This window comes from Collimonas sp. OK242 (assembly GCF_900107095.1).
GTDB lineage: Bacteria > Pseudomonadota > Gammaproteobacteria > Burkholderiales > Burkholderiaceae_D > Collimonas.
In genome coordinates this window covers 54,581-72,352 of sequence record NZ_FNOR01000017.1, presented here as the reverse complement: position 1 = coordinate 72,352, position 17,772 = coordinate 54,581, and the positions used below count along the sequence as shown (strand labels likewise).

16 protein-coding genes, 1 tRNA gene and 1 pseudogene are annotated in these 17,772 nt (G+C 59.0%); 7 read left to right on the top strand and 11 right to left on the bottom strand.

Annotated features, from left to right (window positions below):
* Nucleotides 1-53 precede the first annotated feature (53 nt).
* Entirely contained in the window at nucleotides 54-1,457 is a 1,404-nt protein-coding gene (locus BLV81_RS18425; RefSeq protein ID WP_092358959.1) for a GGDEF domain-containing protein, read from the bottom strand.
* A gap of 229 nt (nucleotides 1,458-1,686) precedes the next feature.
* Between BLV81_RS18425 and BLV81_RS18420 the strand changes: the two genes are divergently transcribed.
* Complete coding sequence (locus BLV81_RS18420; protein WP_092358957.1) at nucleotides 1,687-2,061, top strand: nucleotide pyrophosphohydrolase; 375 nt, start codon at nucleotides 1,687-1,689, stop codon at nucleotides 2,059-2,061.
* A 24-nt stretch (nucleotides 2,062-2,085) separates the two neighbouring features.
* On the opposite strand, the gene BLV81_RS18415 is transcribed toward BLV81_RS18420, so the two are convergent.
* Nucleotides 2,086-2,505 (bottom strand): MerR family transcriptional regulator, encoded by a 420-nt coding sequence (locus tag BLV81_RS18415; RefSeq protein WP_092358955.1) that lies wholly within the window; start codon nucleotides 2,503-2,505, stop codon nucleotides 2,086-2,088.
* A gap of 66 nt (nucleotides 2,506-2,571) precedes the next feature.
* Here BLV81_RS18415 and BLV81_RS18410 point away from each other — a divergent pair, with 66 nt between their 5' ends.
* A complete protein-coding gene (locus BLV81_RS18410) occupies nucleotides 2,572-3,786 on the top strand; it encodes an NADH:flavin oxidoreductase/NADH oxidase family protein (RefSeq protein ID WP_218134294.1) in 1,215 nt (404 codons plus the stop codon).
* Here the strand turns inward: BLV81_RS18410 and BLV81_RS18405 are convergent.
* A complete protein-coding gene (locus BLV81_RS18405; RefSeq protein WP_092358953.1) occupies nucleotides 3,773-4,636 on the bottom strand; it encodes a PhzF family phenazine biosynthesis protein in 864 nt (287 codons plus the stop codon). The two genes, BLV81_RS18410 and BLV81_RS18405, sit on opposite strands and share 14 nt — an antisense overlap.
* Before the next feature lie 179 nt (nucleotides 4,637-4,815).
* Between BLV81_RS18405 and BLV81_RS18400 the strand changes: the two genes are divergently transcribed.
* Nucleotides 4,816-5,823 carry a M14 family zinc carboxypeptidase gene (locus tag BLV81_RS18400; RefSeq protein ID WP_092358951.1) on the top strand — a complete coding sequence of 336 codons (1,008 nt, stop codon included), beginning with the start codon at nucleotides 4,816-4,818 and terminating at the stop codon, nucleotides 5,821-5,823.
* Nucleotides 5,816-6,637, top strand: a complete 822-nt coding sequence (locus tag BLV81_RS18395; protein ID WP_092358949.1) for an alpha/beta fold hydrolase — start codon at nucleotides 5,816-5,818, stop codon at nucleotides 6,635-6,637. The genes BLV81_RS18400 and BLV81_RS18395 overlap by 8 nt, the downstream gene beginning before the upstream one ends.
* Before the next feature lie 3 nt (nucleotides 6,638-6,640).
* Here BLV81_RS18395 and BLV81_RS18390 read toward each other — a convergent pair.
* The 8 genes and pseudogenes from BLV81_RS18390 to BLV81_RS18350 all read right to left on the bottom strand — a co-directional run bounded on the left by BLV81_RS18390 (nucleotide 6,641) and on the right by BLV81_RS18350 (nucleotide 14,968).
* Nucleotides 6,641-6,716: transfer RNA gene (locus BLV81_RS18390), tRNA-Thr, on the bottom strand.
* Between the two features lie 145 nt (nucleotides 6,717-6,861).
* Entirely contained in the window at nucleotides 6,862-8,352 is a 1,491-nt protein-coding gene (gene xylB, locus BLV81_RS18380; RefSeq protein WP_092358945.1) for a xylulokinase, read from the bottom strand.
* A 97-nt stretch (nucleotides 8,353-8,449) separates the two neighbouring features.
* Nucleotides 8,450-9,856 carry a D-arabinitol 4-dehydrogenase gene (dalD, locus tag BLV81_RS18375; RefSeq protein WP_092358943.1) on the bottom strand — a complete coding sequence of 469 codons (1,407 nt, stop codon included), beginning with the start codon at nucleotides 9,854-9,856 and terminating at the stop codon, nucleotides 8,450-8,452.
* A 51-nt stretch (nucleotides 9,857-9,907) separates the two neighbouring features.
* On the bottom strand, nucleotides 9,908-11,062 hold the full coding sequence (ugpC, locus tag BLV81_RS18370; RefSeq protein WP_092358941.1) for a sn-glycerol-3-phosphate ABC transporter ATP-binding protein UgpC: 1,155 nt from the start codon (nucleotides 11,060-11,062) through the stop codon (nucleotides 9,908-9,910).
* Nucleotides 11,063-11,149: 87 nt separating this feature from the next.
* Nucleotides 11,150-11,839, bottom strand: coding sequence for an HAD-IA family hydrolase (locus BLV81_RS18365; protein WP_092358939.1), 690 nt, complete (start codon nucleotides 11,837-11,839; stop codon nucleotides 11,150-11,152).
* 20 nt (nucleotides 11,840-11,859) lie between these two features.
* Nucleotides 11,860-12,642, bottom strand: a pseudogene (locus BLV81_RS18360) (carbohydrate ABC transporter permease); the annotation flags it as partial.
* Between the two features lie 29 nt (nucleotides 12,643-12,671).
* Complete coding sequence (locus BLV81_RS18355; protein WP_092358935.1) at nucleotides 12,672-13,601, bottom strand: carbohydrate ABC transporter permease; 930 nt, start codon at nucleotides 13,599-13,601, stop codon at nucleotides 12,672-12,674.
* Nucleotides 13,602-13,693: 92 nt separating this feature from the next.
* A complete protein-coding gene (locus BLV81_RS18350) occupies nucleotides 13,694-14,968 on the bottom strand; it encodes an ABC transporter substrate-binding protein (protein ID WP_176992894.1) in 1,275 nt (424 codons plus the stop codon).
* Nucleotides 14,969-15,381: 413 nt separating this feature from the next.
* On the opposite strand from BLV81_RS18350, the gene BLV81_RS18345 reads away from it, so the two are divergent.
* From BLV81_RS18345 to aroG, 3 genes are all read left to right on the top strand, one after another.
* Nucleotides 15,382-16,347 carry a sugar-binding transcriptional regulator gene (locus BLV81_RS18345; RefSeq protein WP_092358931.1) on the top strand — a complete coding sequence of 322 codons (966 nt, stop codon included), beginning with the start codon at nucleotides 15,382-15,384 and terminating at the stop codon, nucleotides 16,345-16,347.
* Nucleotides 16,348-16,351: 4 nt separating this feature from the next.
* Entirely contained in the window at nucleotides 16,352-16,588 is a 237-nt protein-coding gene (locus BLV81_RS23720; RefSeq protein ID WP_143036373.1) for a hypothetical protein, read from the top strand.
* Nucleotides 16,589-16,672: 84 nt separating this feature from the next.
* On the top strand, nucleotides 16,673-17,740 hold the full coding sequence (aroG, locus tag BLV81_RS18340) for a 3-deoxy-7-phosphoheptulonate synthase AroG (RefSeq protein WP_092358929.1): 1,068 nt from the start codon (nucleotides 16,673-16,675) through the stop codon (nucleotides 17,738-17,740).
* The last annotated feature ends 32 nt before the right edge of the window (nucleotides 17,741-17,772 follow it).

Here is a 17,772-nt window from a genome sequence, read left to right as displayed (position 1 = left end):
GTCAGAACCAGTACCGCTGAGCCGCGTCGGCAGCCTGGCTGCAACGATGCGCCTTATGCCGTAACCACGCAGTTACGGCCATGGTTTTTTGCGCGATAAAGACGCTCGTCCGCAGCACGGAAAATCGTGTCGATGGTGTTGCCATCGTGGCCAAACTGCGATACGCCGATACTCACCGTGAGTATCACTTTTGGGACGGCGCCGCTGGTAAACTCGGTGTTTTCCGTGGCTGACCTGATGCGTTCGCCAATCGCCATTGCTACTTCCAGCGTTGCCTGCGGCAGTAAAATCATGAACTCCTCGCCGCCCATGCGCGCCACGCTGTCATAGGGGCGGATCTCTTCCAGGCATTTCTGCACGAAACCCTGTAACACTTCGTCGCCCACCTGATGGCCGTAATGATCGTTGATCGACTTGAAATTATCCAGATCGAGCGCCAGCAGGGAAAACGATAGATTGTCCCGTTTTGCCCTGGCGATTTCAGCGTCCACGCGTTCGATAAAATGACGCCGGTTGGCGGCGCCGGTCAAAGGATCGGTGGATGCCAGATGCTCCAGCATCTGGTTGCTATGCTTCAATTCTTGCAACGCATTTTCCGTCCTCACCATCGACATCGCCAGGCTGTTCACCATTTGTTCCTGATTGTAGATATTGGAGAACGAGCGGGTGGTGTGAAATGCCTGGATGATGCCGTAACTGAGGAAGAAAAAGCCGCCGGCAAAGATGGCATGCGCCAGCCACCACATATGATTCCACGGGCGGCCCAGGATAAATGCCAGCGATGACAAACCGAACAGGGCGATCGAAATGCCGAAAATCGTCATCAGCGGCGAGCGGATGCGCCCGGCCAGCATGATAGTCAGGTTGAGCGCGGAAAAGAACAGCGCACCGCCTTCCAGCGTCAGGCGCACCGCTGGATTACCGGCAATTGGCGAGTAGGCGAGTATCGCCACCGCGATGTCGATCAGCAAGAACAGCGCTACCCATATCAGCCATGAGCGCGGATTGACGCGTTGTTGTGGCGTGTCCGATTCCAGGTTGAACGACAGCAGGCCAATCAGCAGCAGGATCGCCATCGCCAGACGGGATGCCGGGCCGTACAACAGGAATAGCCAGATGTTGTGATGCGCCATGCCGGTAAATGCGCCGTGCAGGGCATAGATCAGGGTAAAACCGAGGAAACTCAAGGTCAGCCAGCGCAACAGCGGCTCACCGGACGACAGATAGCAGCGCCAACTCACATAGGTAACAAAGAGTCCTTCAAGGGTGGCCGCGGCAATGGCGATTTCATGGAACAGGTGATTGTCGAATTTGAGCGCCGGATCCTGGAAGAAATACAGGTAGGCGATCAGAACAGCGGGAGATAGTGCGAAGGCGGCCAGCAAGAAAGCCGCATAAATTTTGGTCACCCGGCGGATTGGCTCTGGCCGCATGCCGATTGTTGCGCTCATGTCCATATGCACCCTCAACCGTGATGATGATTCCGTCATTTCCGTCACTTAGCGGCGGCACGTCAGTTCACCAAATTTACAGCCGAAAACATATTCCTACAAGCAAGGTAGCAAACATTCTTGTTATGCAGTAGCTTTATCTGGAAAATCTTTCAAGAGTGGCTAGATTTCTTGCCAAATCTGGCCGTACATTAGTTGTCATCGCAGTTTGAAAAACTCAACACGGGGTACTACCATGCTTAATCCGGCAGATAGTGGTGATTTCGCCAAGCTACGCGAAGAAATTCGCCAATTCGTTGCCGAACGCGACTGGGATCAATTTCATACCCCCAAAAATCTGTCCTCCGCGCTGTGTGTGGAAGCGGCCGAACTTCTTGAGCACTTTCAATGGCTGCCAACCGGCAGCGGCGACGAGCTCAATCCGGCCAAGCTGCAGCAGGTCCGGCATGAAATGGCTGATGTGCTGGTTTACCTGATTCGCCTGGCCGATAAACTCGATGTCGATCTCAGTGCAGCTGTATCGGAAAAAATGGTCCTGAACCGAAGCAAATATCCCGCCGATAAAGTACGCGGCGATGCGCGCAAGTACTCGGAATACGAGGACGATTAGCAGCAGCCGTCAGCGGCAATCCGCTCAGTGTTTTCCTTGCTTTCCTGGTTTGGCAAGCTTGCCATTTATCAAGGAAGCGGTGTTCAGGCATTCCCCTTCGGCCCAGGTTTCGCGCAGCGTGGTGCGCAGGCTGCGCAAATGCTGTTGCTGCTCGCGCAGCGTATCCATGAGCTGTTCTATCTCCTGCAGGCGGCCATCCAGCTTGCGCAGCAGATCGTCTTTGGATAGTTCTTCATGGCTGGCAAATACGCTGCGGATGGCTTCCAGCGAAAACCCCAGGCTTTGCGCCATCTGGATCCGGCGCAGGCGTTCGACGGCCGCTTCGGAATAGTCGCGATAACCGTTGGCGCCGCGTTCAGGTTTGGGCAGCAAGCCGCTTTGCTCGTAATAGCGGATGGCTGAGGAAGCCATGCCGGTTTTGTCCGCCAGTTCACCAATCTTCATATCGCTTGACCTTCAAGTTGACTTCAAGCTTAGGATACAGTATTTCCACCTTTTACCAGATCAGCCATGACTTCGACCATGTTTTCATCTTTGCAACTGCCGAACGGCAGCGTCTTGCCCAATCGCATCGCCAAAGCCGCGATGGAGGAAAACATGGCCGACAGCGGCCAGTTGCCGGGCGCCGCAATTCATCGGCTTTACCGCACTTGGGCCGACGGCGGCGCCGGCTTGATCATCACCGGCAATGTCATGATCGATGGGCGGGCCTTGACTGGCCCGGGCGGCATCGTGCTGGAAGCTGATACTCCCTTGGCGCCCTTTAGGCAATGGGCCGAGGCGGCAAAGCGCAAGGGCGCGCAAGTGTGGATGCAACTCAATCATCCTGGCCGCCAGGTGATGGCCGCCATGGGCGGCACCGCCTGGGCGCCGTCAGCGTTGGCGCTCGACATGGGCAAGCACAGCAAGCTCTTTGTACAGCCCAAAGCCATGAATGATGCTGAAATCCGGGACGTCATCGCGCGCTTCGCCGCCAGCGCCGCTGCCGCCGAGCGGGCAGGATTTACCGGGGTCGAAATCCACGCCGCGCACGGCTACCTGATTTCACAATTCCTGTCGCCTCTGAGCAATCAACGCGAGGATGAATGGGGCGGCAGTTTGCCTAACCGGGCGCGCTTGCTGTTGGACGTGGTGCGTGCTGTACGAGCGACCGTCTCGCCAGGCTTTTGCGTGGCGGTGAAGCTCAACTCCGCCGATTTTCAGCGCGGCGGCTTTAGCGAGGACGACGCCAGGCAAGTCATTCTGTGGCTCAACGAATTGCAAGTGGATCTGGTCGAGCTGTCCGGCGGCAGCTACGAAAGTCCGGCGATGCAAGGACGCACCGCGGATGGCCGCACCCTGGCGCGCGAAGCTTATTTTCTGGAGTTCGCCAAGGAGCTGGCCGCCGTCGCCCATATGCCCGTAATGACCACCGGCGGCATCAGCCGCAAGGCGGTGGCGGGGATGGCTACGGCGCTGGCGATTGTTCCCGACTTGCCTGCGCAATGGCTGGCCGGCGGCGACCAGACCGCCCGCAGCCAACCAGTCGAGTGGAAGGATCAGGTCATGGCGGCAGTGGCGCGCATGGCCCTGGTAAAACGCCGTTTGCGCTTGCTTGGCGCCAGCCGCACTGCAGCTGGCAATCATTCAGCGCTGCTGAGCTTGATCCTCGACCAGATGCGCACCCGGCGCCTGACGCGGCGCTACCGGCGCTGGTCGCAGGCGCGGTTGATCACTCCAGGCTGATCTTGCCGCGGCCGATTTCGATGACTTTGCCGCCCACCTGGATCGCGGCGTCAGGCGTCACCTTAAGCCGCAACAGGCAGGGGCGTTGCACCGCCTCGCCTTGTTCGATTTGATATTCGGCAGGCAGCGCATGGCCATTGGCGATCAGCCAGCCGCCGAGATTGGCGCAAGCCGATCCGGTGCCGGGATCTTCGACTACACCGCCGCCTTGCTTGGCAAAGAAGTAGCGGGACAGGACGCGGTCGGGGCGCTCCGGATCGAAAGCAAACACATACACGGTCTTGCGTTCCAGGCTGCTTTCAGGCCAGGCATCGAGCTGCGCGCTATCTGGACGGGCGCGGCGCACCGCGTCCGTGCTGCGCAGCGCGACCAGCAACTGATCGGTGCCGGTGTCGACCCACAAAGGCGCGGCCAGCAAGTCGTCTTCGTTCAAGCTGAGTAATGCGGCCATTCCGGCCCGCGTCAGATTTGCCGCTGCCGTCTTCAGTCCGCCAGGTTGCGGCGCCGTGAAAGTCCAGACATTGCCCTCGGCAGACACCGGAACCACCCCCGCTGTGAATTCCAGCGAGAGTGCGTCGCCGCTATTGGCAAGGTCACGCACCACATGCGCGCTACCCAAGGTGGGGTGGCCGGCAAACCGCATTTCATAGCCGGGAGTAAAGATGCGCACACGGGCGTCGGCACGCTCGGAAGGCAGGATAAAGGTGGTTTCCGACAGATTGAACTGCAGCGCCAGTGCCTGCATGGTGGCGTCATCCATGCCACGGGCATCTTCAAACACGCATAGCTGATTGCCGCCGAAAGTGGATTCGGCAAAGACGTTAAGGATGCGAAAGCGGTAAGCGGACATGGAAAACCTGCTGATCTGACAAGAAGCAAATTTTAGCAGGTAAATTGCGCCGGGCCAGTCACGATCAAGGCACAGTTTTTAGATATGCCCTTGACAATGCCTCAAACAAGGAGCAAAAGTTTTCCTTGCCCCGATCCGTTTTCGATTCATCATGTAAGCGGGGCAGCGGGGGCGCCGAAATGGATTTTGATTTGCCGGAATTGACCGAACTGGAACGCATCATTCAGGAGGGACAACCTCACCTGGAAGGCCGATCCGTGTGCGAAATCGAATTGAAGGGCCGTCATTTCCCGGTCTATGTCTTGGCTATCGGCAGCAAAGATCCGCAAGCGCCGGCGGTCGGTTTCTTCGGCGGCGTTCACGGTCTCGAACGGATCGGCACCCGAGTTCTCCTGGCCTTCTTACGCAGCTTGCTGGCACGCTTGAAATGGGATGCAGCATTGCATCATCAATTGGCGACGGTACGTTTGATTTTCATGCCATTGGTAAATCCTGCAGGAATGTGGGACAGTACCCGCTGCAATCCGAGAGGCGTGGACCTGATGCGCAATGCGCCGATAAATGCCAGCGAAAAAGTTCTTTTCCTGCTTGGCGGGCAACGCATCAGTTCTCGTTTGCCTTGGTACCGCGGGGCATGCGACGCGCCGATGGAAGCCGAGGCCCAGGCACTGTGCAGCGTCGTGCAGCAAGAGCTGTTGAGCCGTGAATTCAGTATCGCGCTGGATTGCCATTCCGGTTTTGGATTGAAGGATAGGATCTGGTTTCCTTACGCACACAGCAGGACGCCAATCCGGCACTTGCCGCAAGTTCTGGCGCTCAAGGATCTGTTCAATGAAACCTACCGTGAACACAATTATTTGTTCGAGGCGCAAAACTGTCAGTATCTGACCCATGGCGATTTGTGGGACTACCTCTACCTGCAAGTACCGGCCAGCAGCGATCAGGTGTTTCTCCCGCTCACGCTGGAGATGGGCTCCTGGCGTTGGGTAAAAGAAAATCCGCGCCAGCTGTTTTCCCGCCTGGGCATGTTTAATCCAAAATCGCCCGGACGTCTGCACCGCGTGCTGCGCAGCCACCTGGTATGGCTAGATTTCCTGACCAGAGCTGCTGGCGCCCATCAGTATTGGATGCCAGACAGTCCAGGACCGCAAGGGCAACAGGAAAGACACGGGACGCATCATGAGTAAATGGGTGTTTCTGCGTGGGCTGATGCGGGAGACGCGGCACTGGGGAAAATTTCCAGAGCTGTTCCGTTCGATGCTGCCGGAGGCTGAGGTCACGCTTCTCGATTTGCCCGGCAACGGCAGCCTGCACACGCTCAAAAGTCCTGTACGCGTGGAGGAGATGACCGATTCCTGCCGGCGCCAGCTCTTGAGCCGGAATATCGCGCCGCCTTATCATTTGTTGGCCTTATCCTTGGGTGGAATGGTCGCGACCGATTGGGCCATGCGTTATCCGGATGAAATAGCTGCTTGCGTTCTGCTCAATACCAGCTTACGCCCTGTCAACCCTTTCTATCGGCGCTTGAGGCCGCGCAATTATCCGGCGCTGCTGGCGCTTGGCCTATCAGGTTTGCTTAACCGCAATGTAGGGCGGCAGGAAAGTCTCCTGTTGCGCTTGACCAGCAATCAGTGCGCGCAACAAGCCGATGTGCTGGCAGACTGGATCAGTTATCAGCGCGACCATCCGGTCACATACCAGAACGCCCTGCGGCAGCTATACGCGGCAATCCGTTATCGCGCGCCTGCGCAGCTGCCCAAGCCGCCGCTGCTGATTCTCGCCGGCAGCGCGGACCGGCTGATCGATCCACGCTGCTCACAGCAGCTGGCGCATCAATGGCAGGCATCGCTGGCGACACAAGCCAGCGCCGGTCATGACCTCGCACTGGATGCGGGGTATTGGGTGGCGGAACAGGTGCGGGATTGGCTTGCGAGCTCTGCTAATGCATATAGCGAATGTCGCAACCCTCCCTGGAAGATAGAGGCCAGGAAGCGCTCTTGAAATTGGTGCCGATGACCGGAATCGAACTGGTGACCTACGCGTTACGAGTGCGTTGCTCTACCAACTGAGCTACATCGGCGTCCTGCCATATCTGGCTGCGTTGTCAATTGTAGCAAAAAAACTGGGCGGAAATCGGCTTAAGACGACACCGGCCAAAGAGCATGAAAGTCAAATGAGATTGGTCGACGATGCCGCATTGATCGCAGATAAATCGTCGTATCGAATCATCGGTTGGCCTGCTTGATATCTGCGACCCGTGCCGGACGACAGCGATAAATCTCTCGGAACGCCGCCAGCCGCGGCTGCAGCGCTGCGTGGCGTTGCGGTCGCGGGGTGAAGGCTTCGCGTAACGGCGGCTTGGCGCAGATGATGGCTTCCTGGCCTGGCTGGTCGTTGGCTGCCAGCCAGGCCAGGCGGGCGGCGCCCAGCGCGCCGCCGGTTTCGCTGCCGACGTGGGTCACCATGCGCACATTCAGCGCATCGGCGATCAGTTGCGCCCAGTAGGGGCTGCGCGATCCGCCGCCTACCAGCGATAATTCGGTGACTTCAGTGCCGGCCGTGTGCAGGGCGGCGAGGCCGTCCGCCATGCCGAAGGCGACGCCTTCGATCACGGCATAACCGAGGGCGGCGCGGCCGTGGGCGTGCGACAGGCCATGGAATACGCCTTGCGCATAGGGATCGTTGTGAGGCGTGCGTTCGCCGGACAGGTAGGGCAGGAATAGCGGTGCGTTTTCCAGCGCGGCGGCGTCGAGCTCGGCGATTTCGCTCAGCAATGTCGCCTCGTCTACACTGACCAGCCGGCAGAACCAGCGCAGGCTGCTGGCGGCTGACAGCATCACGCTCATCTGGTGCCAGCGGCCGGGCAAGGCATGGCAGAAGGCGTGCACGGCCTGGGCTGGATTCGGGCGGAAGCGGTCGTTGACGACGAACAGTACGCCCGAGGTGCCGAGCGAGACAAAACCGTCGCCGGGGTTTACCGCGCCTATGCCTACTGCGCTGGCGGCGCCGTCGCCGCCGCCGCCGGCCACGATGACTTCTGGCGACAGGCCCCAGGCGTCTGCCACTTCAGGCAATAGCGTGCCGGATGATTCTCCGCCTTCCACCAGGCGCGGCATGTGCGAGCGGCGCATGCCTGTCGCTGCCAGCATTGCATCCGACCAGTCTCGTTTGGCGACATCGAGCCAAAGGGTGCCGGCGGCATCGGATGGCTCGGATACCTTGTTGCCGGTCAGTTTCAGGCGCAGCCAGTCTTTGGGCAGCAGCACCATCTGCATGGCGGCAAACACTTCCGGCTCGTGCCGCGCCAGCCATAGCAGCTTGGGGGCGGTAAAGCCGGGCATGGCCAGGTTGCCGGCGATCTGATGCAATTGGGGCGCAAGTTCGGTCAGTTCGGCGCATTCGCTGATGCTGCGCAAGTCGTTCCATAAGATCGCCGGACGCAAGACGCGATCTTGTGCGCCGAGCAGCACCGCGCCATGCATCTGGCCGGACAGGCCGATGGCGCGCACGGCGCGAAACTGCGCCGGCGCTTTTGCGCGCAGCTTGGCGATCGTTTCGCAGGTTGCCAGCCACCATTGCTCGGGATCCTGTTCCGACCAGCGCGGCTGCGGGCGGGAGACGGTTAATGCGGTACCGGCATCGGCAAGCAAATTGCCAGCCTGATCCATCAGAACTATCTTGACTTCCGAAGTGCCCAAATCGATGCCCAGATACATGTCTCCATCCTCATGGTATTTTTTTCGCGTGCTTTTGCGTGTTTTTCACGTATTGCGTGCGCGTTGCGGCAACTGATGCTGGTCGCGCAGCACCCATTCAGGTTTGCCTTGCAAGCCAATCCTGGACATGAACCAACGCTTCACGCAGCGGCAACTCAAGCTGCAAGCTGCCAGCTAGTGTGCCCCATAAGGCGGGATCGGCGCAATAGGCGCGCACCGGGTCGGCGCTGTTTAGCATGACGCGGGTGGCGGTTTCGTCGAAGACGCCGTCCTGATAAGCATAGGGCAATTCATCTTTGGCCCAGCGTTGCAAGAACAGGAAGAATAGCGCCGGCAGGACGAGGGTGGCATGCGGTACGACGCCGCGCGCGATACATTCCTGCAAGGTCGGCACGATGAAGCCGGGGATCTTCGAGAAACCGTCGGCGGCAACCCGCTGGTTGCTGTCCTGGATATTCGGATTGCCAAAACGTTCCAGCACGACGTCGCGATAATTCTCCAGGTCGAGCGGGCTCGGCGTCAGGCAAGGGATGACGTCTTGCGTGACATAGTCGTAAGCCATTTTGCGAATATCAGCGCGCGCGCAACCTTCATGGATGTAGTTCAGTCCGAGCAATGTACCGGCCCACGCGATGCAGCTGTGGGTGGCGTTGAGTATGCGGATCTTGGCTTCTTCATAGGGCTGCACCGAGCGCACCATCTCGACCCCGGCTTGTTCCAATGCCGGCCGCCCAGCCGCAAAATTATCTTCGATCACCCATTGGATGAACGACTCCGCCATCAGCGCGCAGGGATCGGCCCGGCCGCAGGCTTGCGCCACGCGCGTCCGGACTTCTTCGGTGGGACGCGGCGTGATGCGATCGACCATGGAGTTGGGGCTGCTGGTGTGTTCTGCCACCCATTGCTGCAAAGCGGTTTCGCCGCGCAATGCCAGAAACTGCAGCAAGCCGTCATGAAAGCGTTCGCCGTTGTGACGCAGGTTGTCGCAATTGAGCAGGGTGAGCGGGCCGCCGTTGGCGGCAGCGCGAGCGCGCAGGATGGCCGTGAGGGCGCCGTAGATCGTATTCAGCTCGCCTTGCAGGTCGGCGGCCAGATCGGGATTGCTGGTGTCCAGGCGGTGATGGTGATCAAGATAATAACCACCTTCGGTGACGGTGAATGAAATTATCCTGGTAGCGCTTCTCGCGCCGAAGCTTGTCAATTCAAGCAGTGCCGCATCCCAGGGTACGATGGTCTTGATCGAACGGATCGTTTCGTAATTGCGCACACCGGCGGGCGTCACGGTTTCTAGCGTATATACGCCGCCCTGGCGCTCCAGCGCATCCAGCAGCGGCGTCATGTCGTCGCGGATATTGGCCAGCGCGAGCGACCAGCCGGTAGCGCCCGCTTCCATCAGGTGATGCAGATATACGGCCTGGTGCGCGCGGTGGAAAGAGCCTGCGCCTATGTGCAGCCAGATGTTGTCGGCAGGCTCGGCAGCGGAAGCGGAGGAAGTGACTTGCATGGTGTGTCCTGGATAAATAATGGCGAGCGCCGTTTTTTTATAAATAATGTTTTATGCCGTCTGTGAAGCCGCCTGGTGCGCCTGGCCAGTCGCAGCATGCGGGGCGGAGGCCGCCGAATCCAGCCGGCGCAAGGCGCGGCCGCTTTGATCGAACAGGTGGCAGCGTTGCGGATCGGCGGACACGCCGATTTCGCTGCCGTGCTGCATGTTCACGGTATCGGCCACGCGCAGCACCAGCGGTTCTTCGGACAGTGTGGAATCGGCGTACAGATAGGAAAAATCGCCGAGCGCTTCCAGCACCGTGAATTTTGCCTTCAGCATAGGATTGTGCGGATCAAGCATCAGGTGCTCGGCACGTACGCCGATGCTGACAGGGGCGCCGATCTGCAGGCTGGCGCCATCAACCGCAACCGATTGGCGGCCGCCGCTGGCCAGTTCGACCAGCACGCCTTGGCTGGCTATCGCAGTTACCTTGCCATCAATGAAATTCATTTTTGGCGAGCCGATGAAGCCCGCAACGAAGCGATTCGCCGGATGATGATAGAGCTGTTGCGGCGAACCGACTTGTTCGACCCGGCCCGCAGACAGCACCACGATCTTGTCGGCCAGCGTCATGGCTTCGATCTGGTCGTGGGTGACGTAGATCATGGTGGTCTTGAGCTGGTCGTGCAGCCGTGAAAATTCGAGGCGCATCTTGACCCGCAGCGCGGAATCCAGATTCGACAAAGGTTCGTCGAACAGGAACACGCTCGGCTCACGCGTGATGGCGCGGCCGATGGCCACCCGCTGGCGCTGGCCGCCCGACAAGGCCTTTGGCTTGCGATCGAGCAGATGATCGATGTGCAAGGTCTTGGCGGCACGCTGGACCGCAATGTCGATCTCAGACTTCGATTTGCCGGCGATCTTGAGGCCGAAGGCCATGTTGTCGTACAGCGTCATGTGCGGATACAGCGCGTACGACTGGAACACCATCGCAATGCCGCGCTTGGCTGGCGGCACATCGTTCATGCGGGCGTCGCCGATGAACAGGTCGCCGCTGCTGATATCTTCCAGGCCGGCGATCATGCGCAGCAACGTCGATTTGCCGCAGCCGCTGGGGCCGACGAAGACGACGAATTCGCCGTCGTCAATGTCGAGATTGATGTCGCGCATGACTTCATTGTCGTCGTAGCTCTTGATGAGATTTCTGATCGTTACGCCTGCCATGATGGTCTCCTTCTGTTTTTTTCGTAGATCGCCGCCATGGATCAGGGATGGCGGCGACGCAATCGAAATGCGTGGAAATGCGTGGAATTACGCTGTCTGTCTGCCGAGCAGCTGTGCCAGCTGCTGCATGTCGTCGAATATCCATTCGGCGCCCGCCGCCAGCAATCTTGCGCCGGCGCGTTTGCGATCGTGTGCAACACCGGTGAAGCCTATGACCCGGATGCCGGCGGCAACTGCAGAACGGACACCGGTGACGCTGTCGTCAATCGCGATGCATTGTTGCGGCAGCACGCCGAAGCCGGCGGCTGCGGCCAGGTAGACGTCGGGCGCCGGCTTGGGATTGCCTATCTCGTGACCGCTATGGATGTGGCCGTCGAACTGCTCCAGCATGTCGCAGCGACGCAAGCCGGCACGGATGCGGTCCAGGCTGCTGTTGCTGGCCACTGCCTTGGGTAACGGGATCGCGGCCAACGCTTGCCGGACGCCAGGGACGGGATTGACTTCCTCGCTGCAGGCACGGCTGACGATCGCGTTGATCGCGCCGTGCTCTGGCGCCGCCAGCCCCAGCTTGAACTCGCGATTGATCTCATCGAGCAGCTGATCGGTCATCATGCCCAGCCGTTCGGCGATTGCGGCGTGCAATGCGGGGCCGGCCTGCAACATCGAAGGCGGTAAATACGGCGTCAGCTGGCGATGCAGCACGCTGAGGGCGATGCTTTCGCTATCCAGCAGAACGCCGTCGCAATCGCAGATGAGGTGGCTGATGTGGGTAGTCATCGATGTATTCGGTGAATGCGTCATTTCACCGCGCCAAAGGTAAGGCCGCGCACCAGTTGCTTTTGTGCCAGCCAGCCGAGCACCATGATCGGCGCGATCGCCAGCAGAGAAGCGGCCGACAGCTTGGCCCAGAACAGGCCCTCCGGATTCGAGTAGGAGGCAATGAACACGGTCAGCGGCGCACCGCTGACGCTGGTCAGGTTGATGCTCCAGAATGCTTCGTTCCACGACAGGATGATCAGCAGCAGGCCGGTCGAGACCAGCCCCGGCATGGAGGTCGGCAGCAGCAGGTACGCCATTTCCTGCCAGGCGTTGGCGCCGTCGATCCGTGCCGCTTCCAGGATTTCCTTTGGCACGTCGTTGAAGTAGGTGAATGCCATCCATACCGCAATCGGCAGGTTGATCAAGGTGTAGATGATCGTCAGTCCGGTTACCGTATCGAGCAGGCCGGTATTCTTGGCTAGCAGATAGATCGGGATCAGTACGCCGACTGCCGGCATCATCTTGGTAGACAACATCCACAGCAACAGTTTCTGCGTGCGTGCGGTAGGGAAGAATGCCATCGCATACGCTGCCGGCACCGCGATCAGCAGTGCCAGCACGGTAGAGCCGAGCGAGACGATCAGTGAATTGACGACAAAATCCATGTAATTACTGCGCGCCATCACTTCATGGAAACTTTCCAGCGTCGGCCAGAAAATCAAGGTCGGTACGTAGGCTTGGTGCTCGCTCTTGAAGGCAGTGATGGCAACCCAGAAAATGGGGAAGAACAGGACGATGGCGCAGGCCCATGCCAGCAGCCCAAGCCACAGGCGATTCTTATTTTTGGCGTTCATTTTTCGTTCGCTCCTTTCAGGTTCTTGGCCATCATCCGTACCAGGAAGAACGACACGATATTGGCCAGGATCACAGCGATGATGCCGCCGGCCGAGGCGATGCCGATGTCGAACTGTTGCAGGCCGATCGAATACACCAGGTAAGCCAGGTTGGTGGTCGCCGTGCCAGGACCGCCGGCGGTGGTGGTGAAGATTTCGGCGAAGATCGACAGCAGGAAAATGGTTTCGATCATGATGACCACCGTGATGGCGCGCTTGAGATGGGGCAGCACTACGTACCAGAACACCCGGACCGGTCCGGCGCCATCCAGTTGCGCTGCTTCTTTCTGTTCCGTATCCAGCGATTGCAGCGCCGTCAGCAGGATCAGGAAGGCGAATGGAATCCATTGCCAGGCGACGATCATGATCACCGACAGCATCGGATATTCGGCCAGCCAGTCGATCGGCTCCAGGCCAAGCAGGCGCATGGCCCAGGCCAGCAGGCCGTACACTGGATGCAGGATCATGTTTTTCCAGATCAGGGCGGCGACGGTAGGCATGACGAAGAACGGCCCGATCACCAGCAGGCGGGCGATGCCGCGGCCGAAAAAAGGCTGGTCGAACAGCACCGCCAGCAGCGTGCCGGAGACCACACTGATGACCAACACCGAGCCGATCAGTAGCAGCGTATTAAGGATAGACGGCCAGAACGCCGGATCGTTGAACAGGAAGGCATAGTTGTCCAGTCCGACAAAGCCGCTTACGTCCGGCATCATCAAGTTATAACGGATGACCGAGAAGTACAGCGTCATCGCCAGCGGTACTATCATCCATAGCAGCAGCAAGAAGACCGAGGGCGTTTGCAGCAGCCGTACCGGCTTGAATTTGCTGGCGTTCGGCCGTACCGGCGCAGCCGCGTTGGCGACCTGTGAGGAAGGAATCGACATGATGATTTACCTCTTACATTTTTTTTCGCGCCGATTGGCGGGACGGGCAGGGCGGGCACATCGTGAGCACGATCTGCCCGCCGCACGGAGCATTACTTTATATAGCGCCCTTGACGCATCACCCGGTCCGCTTGCGCCTGCGATGTCTGCAAGGCAGCTTCGACGGTCGACTTGCCGGCCAGCGCGCCGGCAATCGCCTGGCCGACTACCGTGCCCAGCGACTGGAACTCGGGAATCGTCACGAACTGGATGCCGGTGTAGGGTACTTTTTGCAAGGTCGCATCTTTGGTGTCGGCTGACTGGATCGCGTTCAGCACGAACTCGGAGTACGGCGCCGCTTTTTTATATTCGGGCGAAGCGTAGGTCGACATGCGGGTGCCAGGAGGCACCAGACCCCAGCCTTTTTCCTTGGCTACCAGCTGCACGTATTCCTTGGAAGTCGCCCAGGCTGCAAATTTCTTGGCGGCGTCCTGCGATTTCGACGATTTCGGAATCGCCAGCGACCAGATCCACAACCAGTGCGCGCCCTTGGGCGTGACCGCCACCGGCGACGGCGCAAATGCGACCTTGCCGACTACTTTCGATTCCTTGCTGCTGTAGATCATGCCGGCCGCCACGGTAGCGTCGATCCACATGCCGCATTTGCCGCTGGAGAACAGCACCAGGTTTTCGTTGAAACCGTTGGAGGTAGCGCCGGCGGGGCCGTATTTGCGCAGCAGGTCGACATAGGTGGTGACCGCATTTTTCCACTCGGGAGAATTGAGTTGCGGCTGCCATTTTTCGTCGAACCAGCGGGCGCCGTAGGTATTCACCATGGTGCCCACCAGCGCCATATTCTCGCCCCATCCGGCGCGGCCGCGCAGGCAGATGCCGGCGATGCCGTTTTGCTTGTCGGTCAGCTTTTCAGCGAAACCGGCGATATCCTGGAAAGTCGGGTGTTCAGGCATTTTCAAGCCCTTTTCCGCAAACAGGTCTTTGCGATAATAAGTCATCGAGCTTTCGGCGTAGAACGGCAACGCGTACAACTTGCCGCCTTCAGTCAGGCCTTCGCGCACGGTCTTGATCAGGTCGGCTTCATCGTAGCTGGCAGGCAAGCCTTCCATCGGCGCCAGCCAGCCTTTCTTGGCCCAGATCGGCGCTTCATATGCGCCGATAGTCATCAGATCGAACTGGCCGCTGCCGGTGGCGATGTCGGTGGTGACCCGTTGCCGCAACACGTTTTCTTCCAGTACTACCCAGCGCAATTTGATGTCGGGGTTGGCTGCTTCGAAATTCGATGAGAGTTTTTGCAGTTCGATCATGTCCGGATTGTTGATCGTTGCGATGTTGACGGTAGTCGGTGCGGCCCAGGCGCTGCTGCAGAGCATCGCTATCGAGATGAGGCTGAACGGCGCCAGGACGGCTGCAAGCGAGCTGGCGCGAATGCTGCGACGTTTCATGTTTGTCTCCATGGTTGGAATGATCAATACGCCATGCCGACTTGCGCGGCTTCGCGTTATCACTTTCTCAGGCGGTAGTTTGGTTGCCGCTTGAAAAATTATTTAACGTTGTCTTTGTATTTTTGCATTGCCGATTTAAATATTCGGCATTGAGCAAAAGACTTTTCGTTGAGCAAATAATCAATCATGATTCAATGCGTGTCAAGATTTAGTTCTGCTGCGCTGCACTATCTGGGACAATTCCCAGGTCGAATGCCAACAAACAGGGTAGCAGCAGCGACGCTGGCGGTGGATGTTGTGGAGACGCGCGCCTAGCGATCCATGCCAAAAAAGGAAAACAGATGGCATCAAGAAATGAAAAGCTGGATCTGGCCGCGCGTGCGGCGTGGATGTATTACGTAGCTGGCAATACGCAAAACGAAATCGCCGATCACCTTGGCATTTCGCGCCAGATGGCGCAGCGGCTGGTGGCCTACGCGCGCGAATCCGGGTTGGTCAAGGTCCGGGTGGAACATCCGGTGTCGACTTGCCTGGAGCTGGCGGCGGCATTGCAGCAGCGCTACGGCCTTGAGCAATGCCATGTGGTGCCGAGCGAAGGCGCGGGCGGCAGCGTGGTCGACGAGGCCGGCGTGCAGCAGATGCTGGCGGTGGTGGGGGCTGAAGTGATGGAGCGCTATCTGCAGCAGGAGACGCCGCTGGTGGTCAATGTCGGTTCGGGACGGACCTTGAAGGCGGTGCTGGAAGCGGTTACCGAGATGGAGCGGCCGCAGCACCGGATCGTTTCGATGGTGGGGGCGATTGCTGCCGATGGTTCGTCAAACCGTTATGACGTGGCGCTTACCGCTGCCGATAAAATCCAGGCGCGTTTCTTTTTCTTGCCGGCGCCGCTGGTGGCCGACAGTGCGGAGGATATGCGGCAGTGGTGCAGCCATCGGGTGTATCGGATCGTCGCCGATCTGGCGCAGCTGGCGGATGTGACCTTTATCGGTGTCGGTACGATTGCACTTGGCTGCCCGATGCATGAGGATGGTTTTATCACGGCTGAAGAGGTTAAGCAGTTGCAGGAATACGGGGCGGTGGGCGAAATGATCGGGCATGCCATTGCCGGCGACGGCCGCCTGATTGCATCGCCGCTTGAGGAGCGTATCACCAGTTTGCCGCTGACTTCGCCGCCGACGCGCCCGGTGATCGGCATGGCCGGCGGCGTCAAGAAGGCTGAAGCGATCCGGGCGGTATTGCGCGGCGGTTGGTGGTCGGGTTTGATCACCGACGAATACTGCGCGCGCTACGCACTACAGGACAAGTAGTTAAATGGGGGCTTTCGCCTTCGGCAAGGTGCCGGGCTTCTGGCCTTGGCGGGCCGGCATTGTCTTGTTGTATATAAATAATGTGGTAATACGGGCCTTGCCAAATCGCCGGAAATCCTGCACTATTGGTCTTGATTTTAATAATCCTTTACTGAAAAACATGTCTTTCGCACGCGCTTATTTCTTTTTTTACTTTAGCTATTCCAGCCCCACGGCGGTGAAAAGCGGTAAGCGTTCGTAAGTAAAGAGCAAACCGAAATTTCTAAAAAACCGCCAGCGATGGCGGTTTTTTTATACCCAGTCACTTTTGAGCCAGGAGAAAAACATGCTACGCACCGATGATTTGCGCATACGAGAAATGAAAGAACTAGTCCCGCCATCCCATTTGATACGCGAATTCGGCTGCTCCGAGAAAGTGGCGGAAACCGCCGCCAATTCGCGGATTGCGCTGCATCGCATTTTGCATGGCCAGGATGACCGCCTGATGGTGGTGATCGGACCGTGCTCGATCCACGACACCAAGGCGGCGCTGGAATATGCGGGCCGTCTGGCGGGCGAGCGCGAGCGCTTCAAGGGCGAGCTGGAAATCGTGATGCGGGTCTACTTCGAAAAGCCGCGCACCACGGTCGGCTGGAAAGGTTTGATCAACGATCCGTACATGGACAACAGCTTCCGCATCAACGACGGTTTGCGCATGGCGCGCGAGCTGTTGTTGAACATTAACCAGCTGGGCTTGCCGGCCGGCACCGAATTCCTGGATGTGATCAGCCCGCAATACATTGCCGACCTGATCAGCTGGGGCGCAATCGGCGCCCGCACTACCGAATCGCAGGTGCATCGCGAACTGGCTTCCGGCTTGTCATGCCCGGTCGGTTTCAAGAACGGCACCGACGGCAATATCAAGATTGCGGTGGATGCCATCAAGGCAGCTTCGCAGCCGCATCATTTCTTGTCGGTGACCAAGGGCGGCCACTCGGCGATTGTGTCGACTAATGGCAATGAAGATTGCCATATCATTCTGCGCGGCGGCAAGGCGCCGAACTATGACGCTGCCAGTGTCGATGCGGCTTGCAAGGATATCGCCAACAGCGGACTGGCATCGCGCCTGATGATCGATGCGTCGCACGCCAACAGTTCGAAGAAGCCGGAAAATCAAATCCCGGTATGCGCCGATATCGGCAAGCAGATCGCCGCCGGCGACGATCGCATCGTGGGCGTCATGGTGGAGTCGCACCTGGTCGCCGGCCGCCAGGATCTGGTGCCGGGCAAAGAACTGGTCTACGGCCAATCGGTGACCGACGGTTGCATCAACTGGGAAGAAAGCGTGGCGGTGCTGGAAGGTTTGGCGGCGGCAGTAAAACAACGCCGTTTGCTCAATAGCAGCCCGGCCTGAACGGCTAGCTGACACAGGGCGGACATGTTATC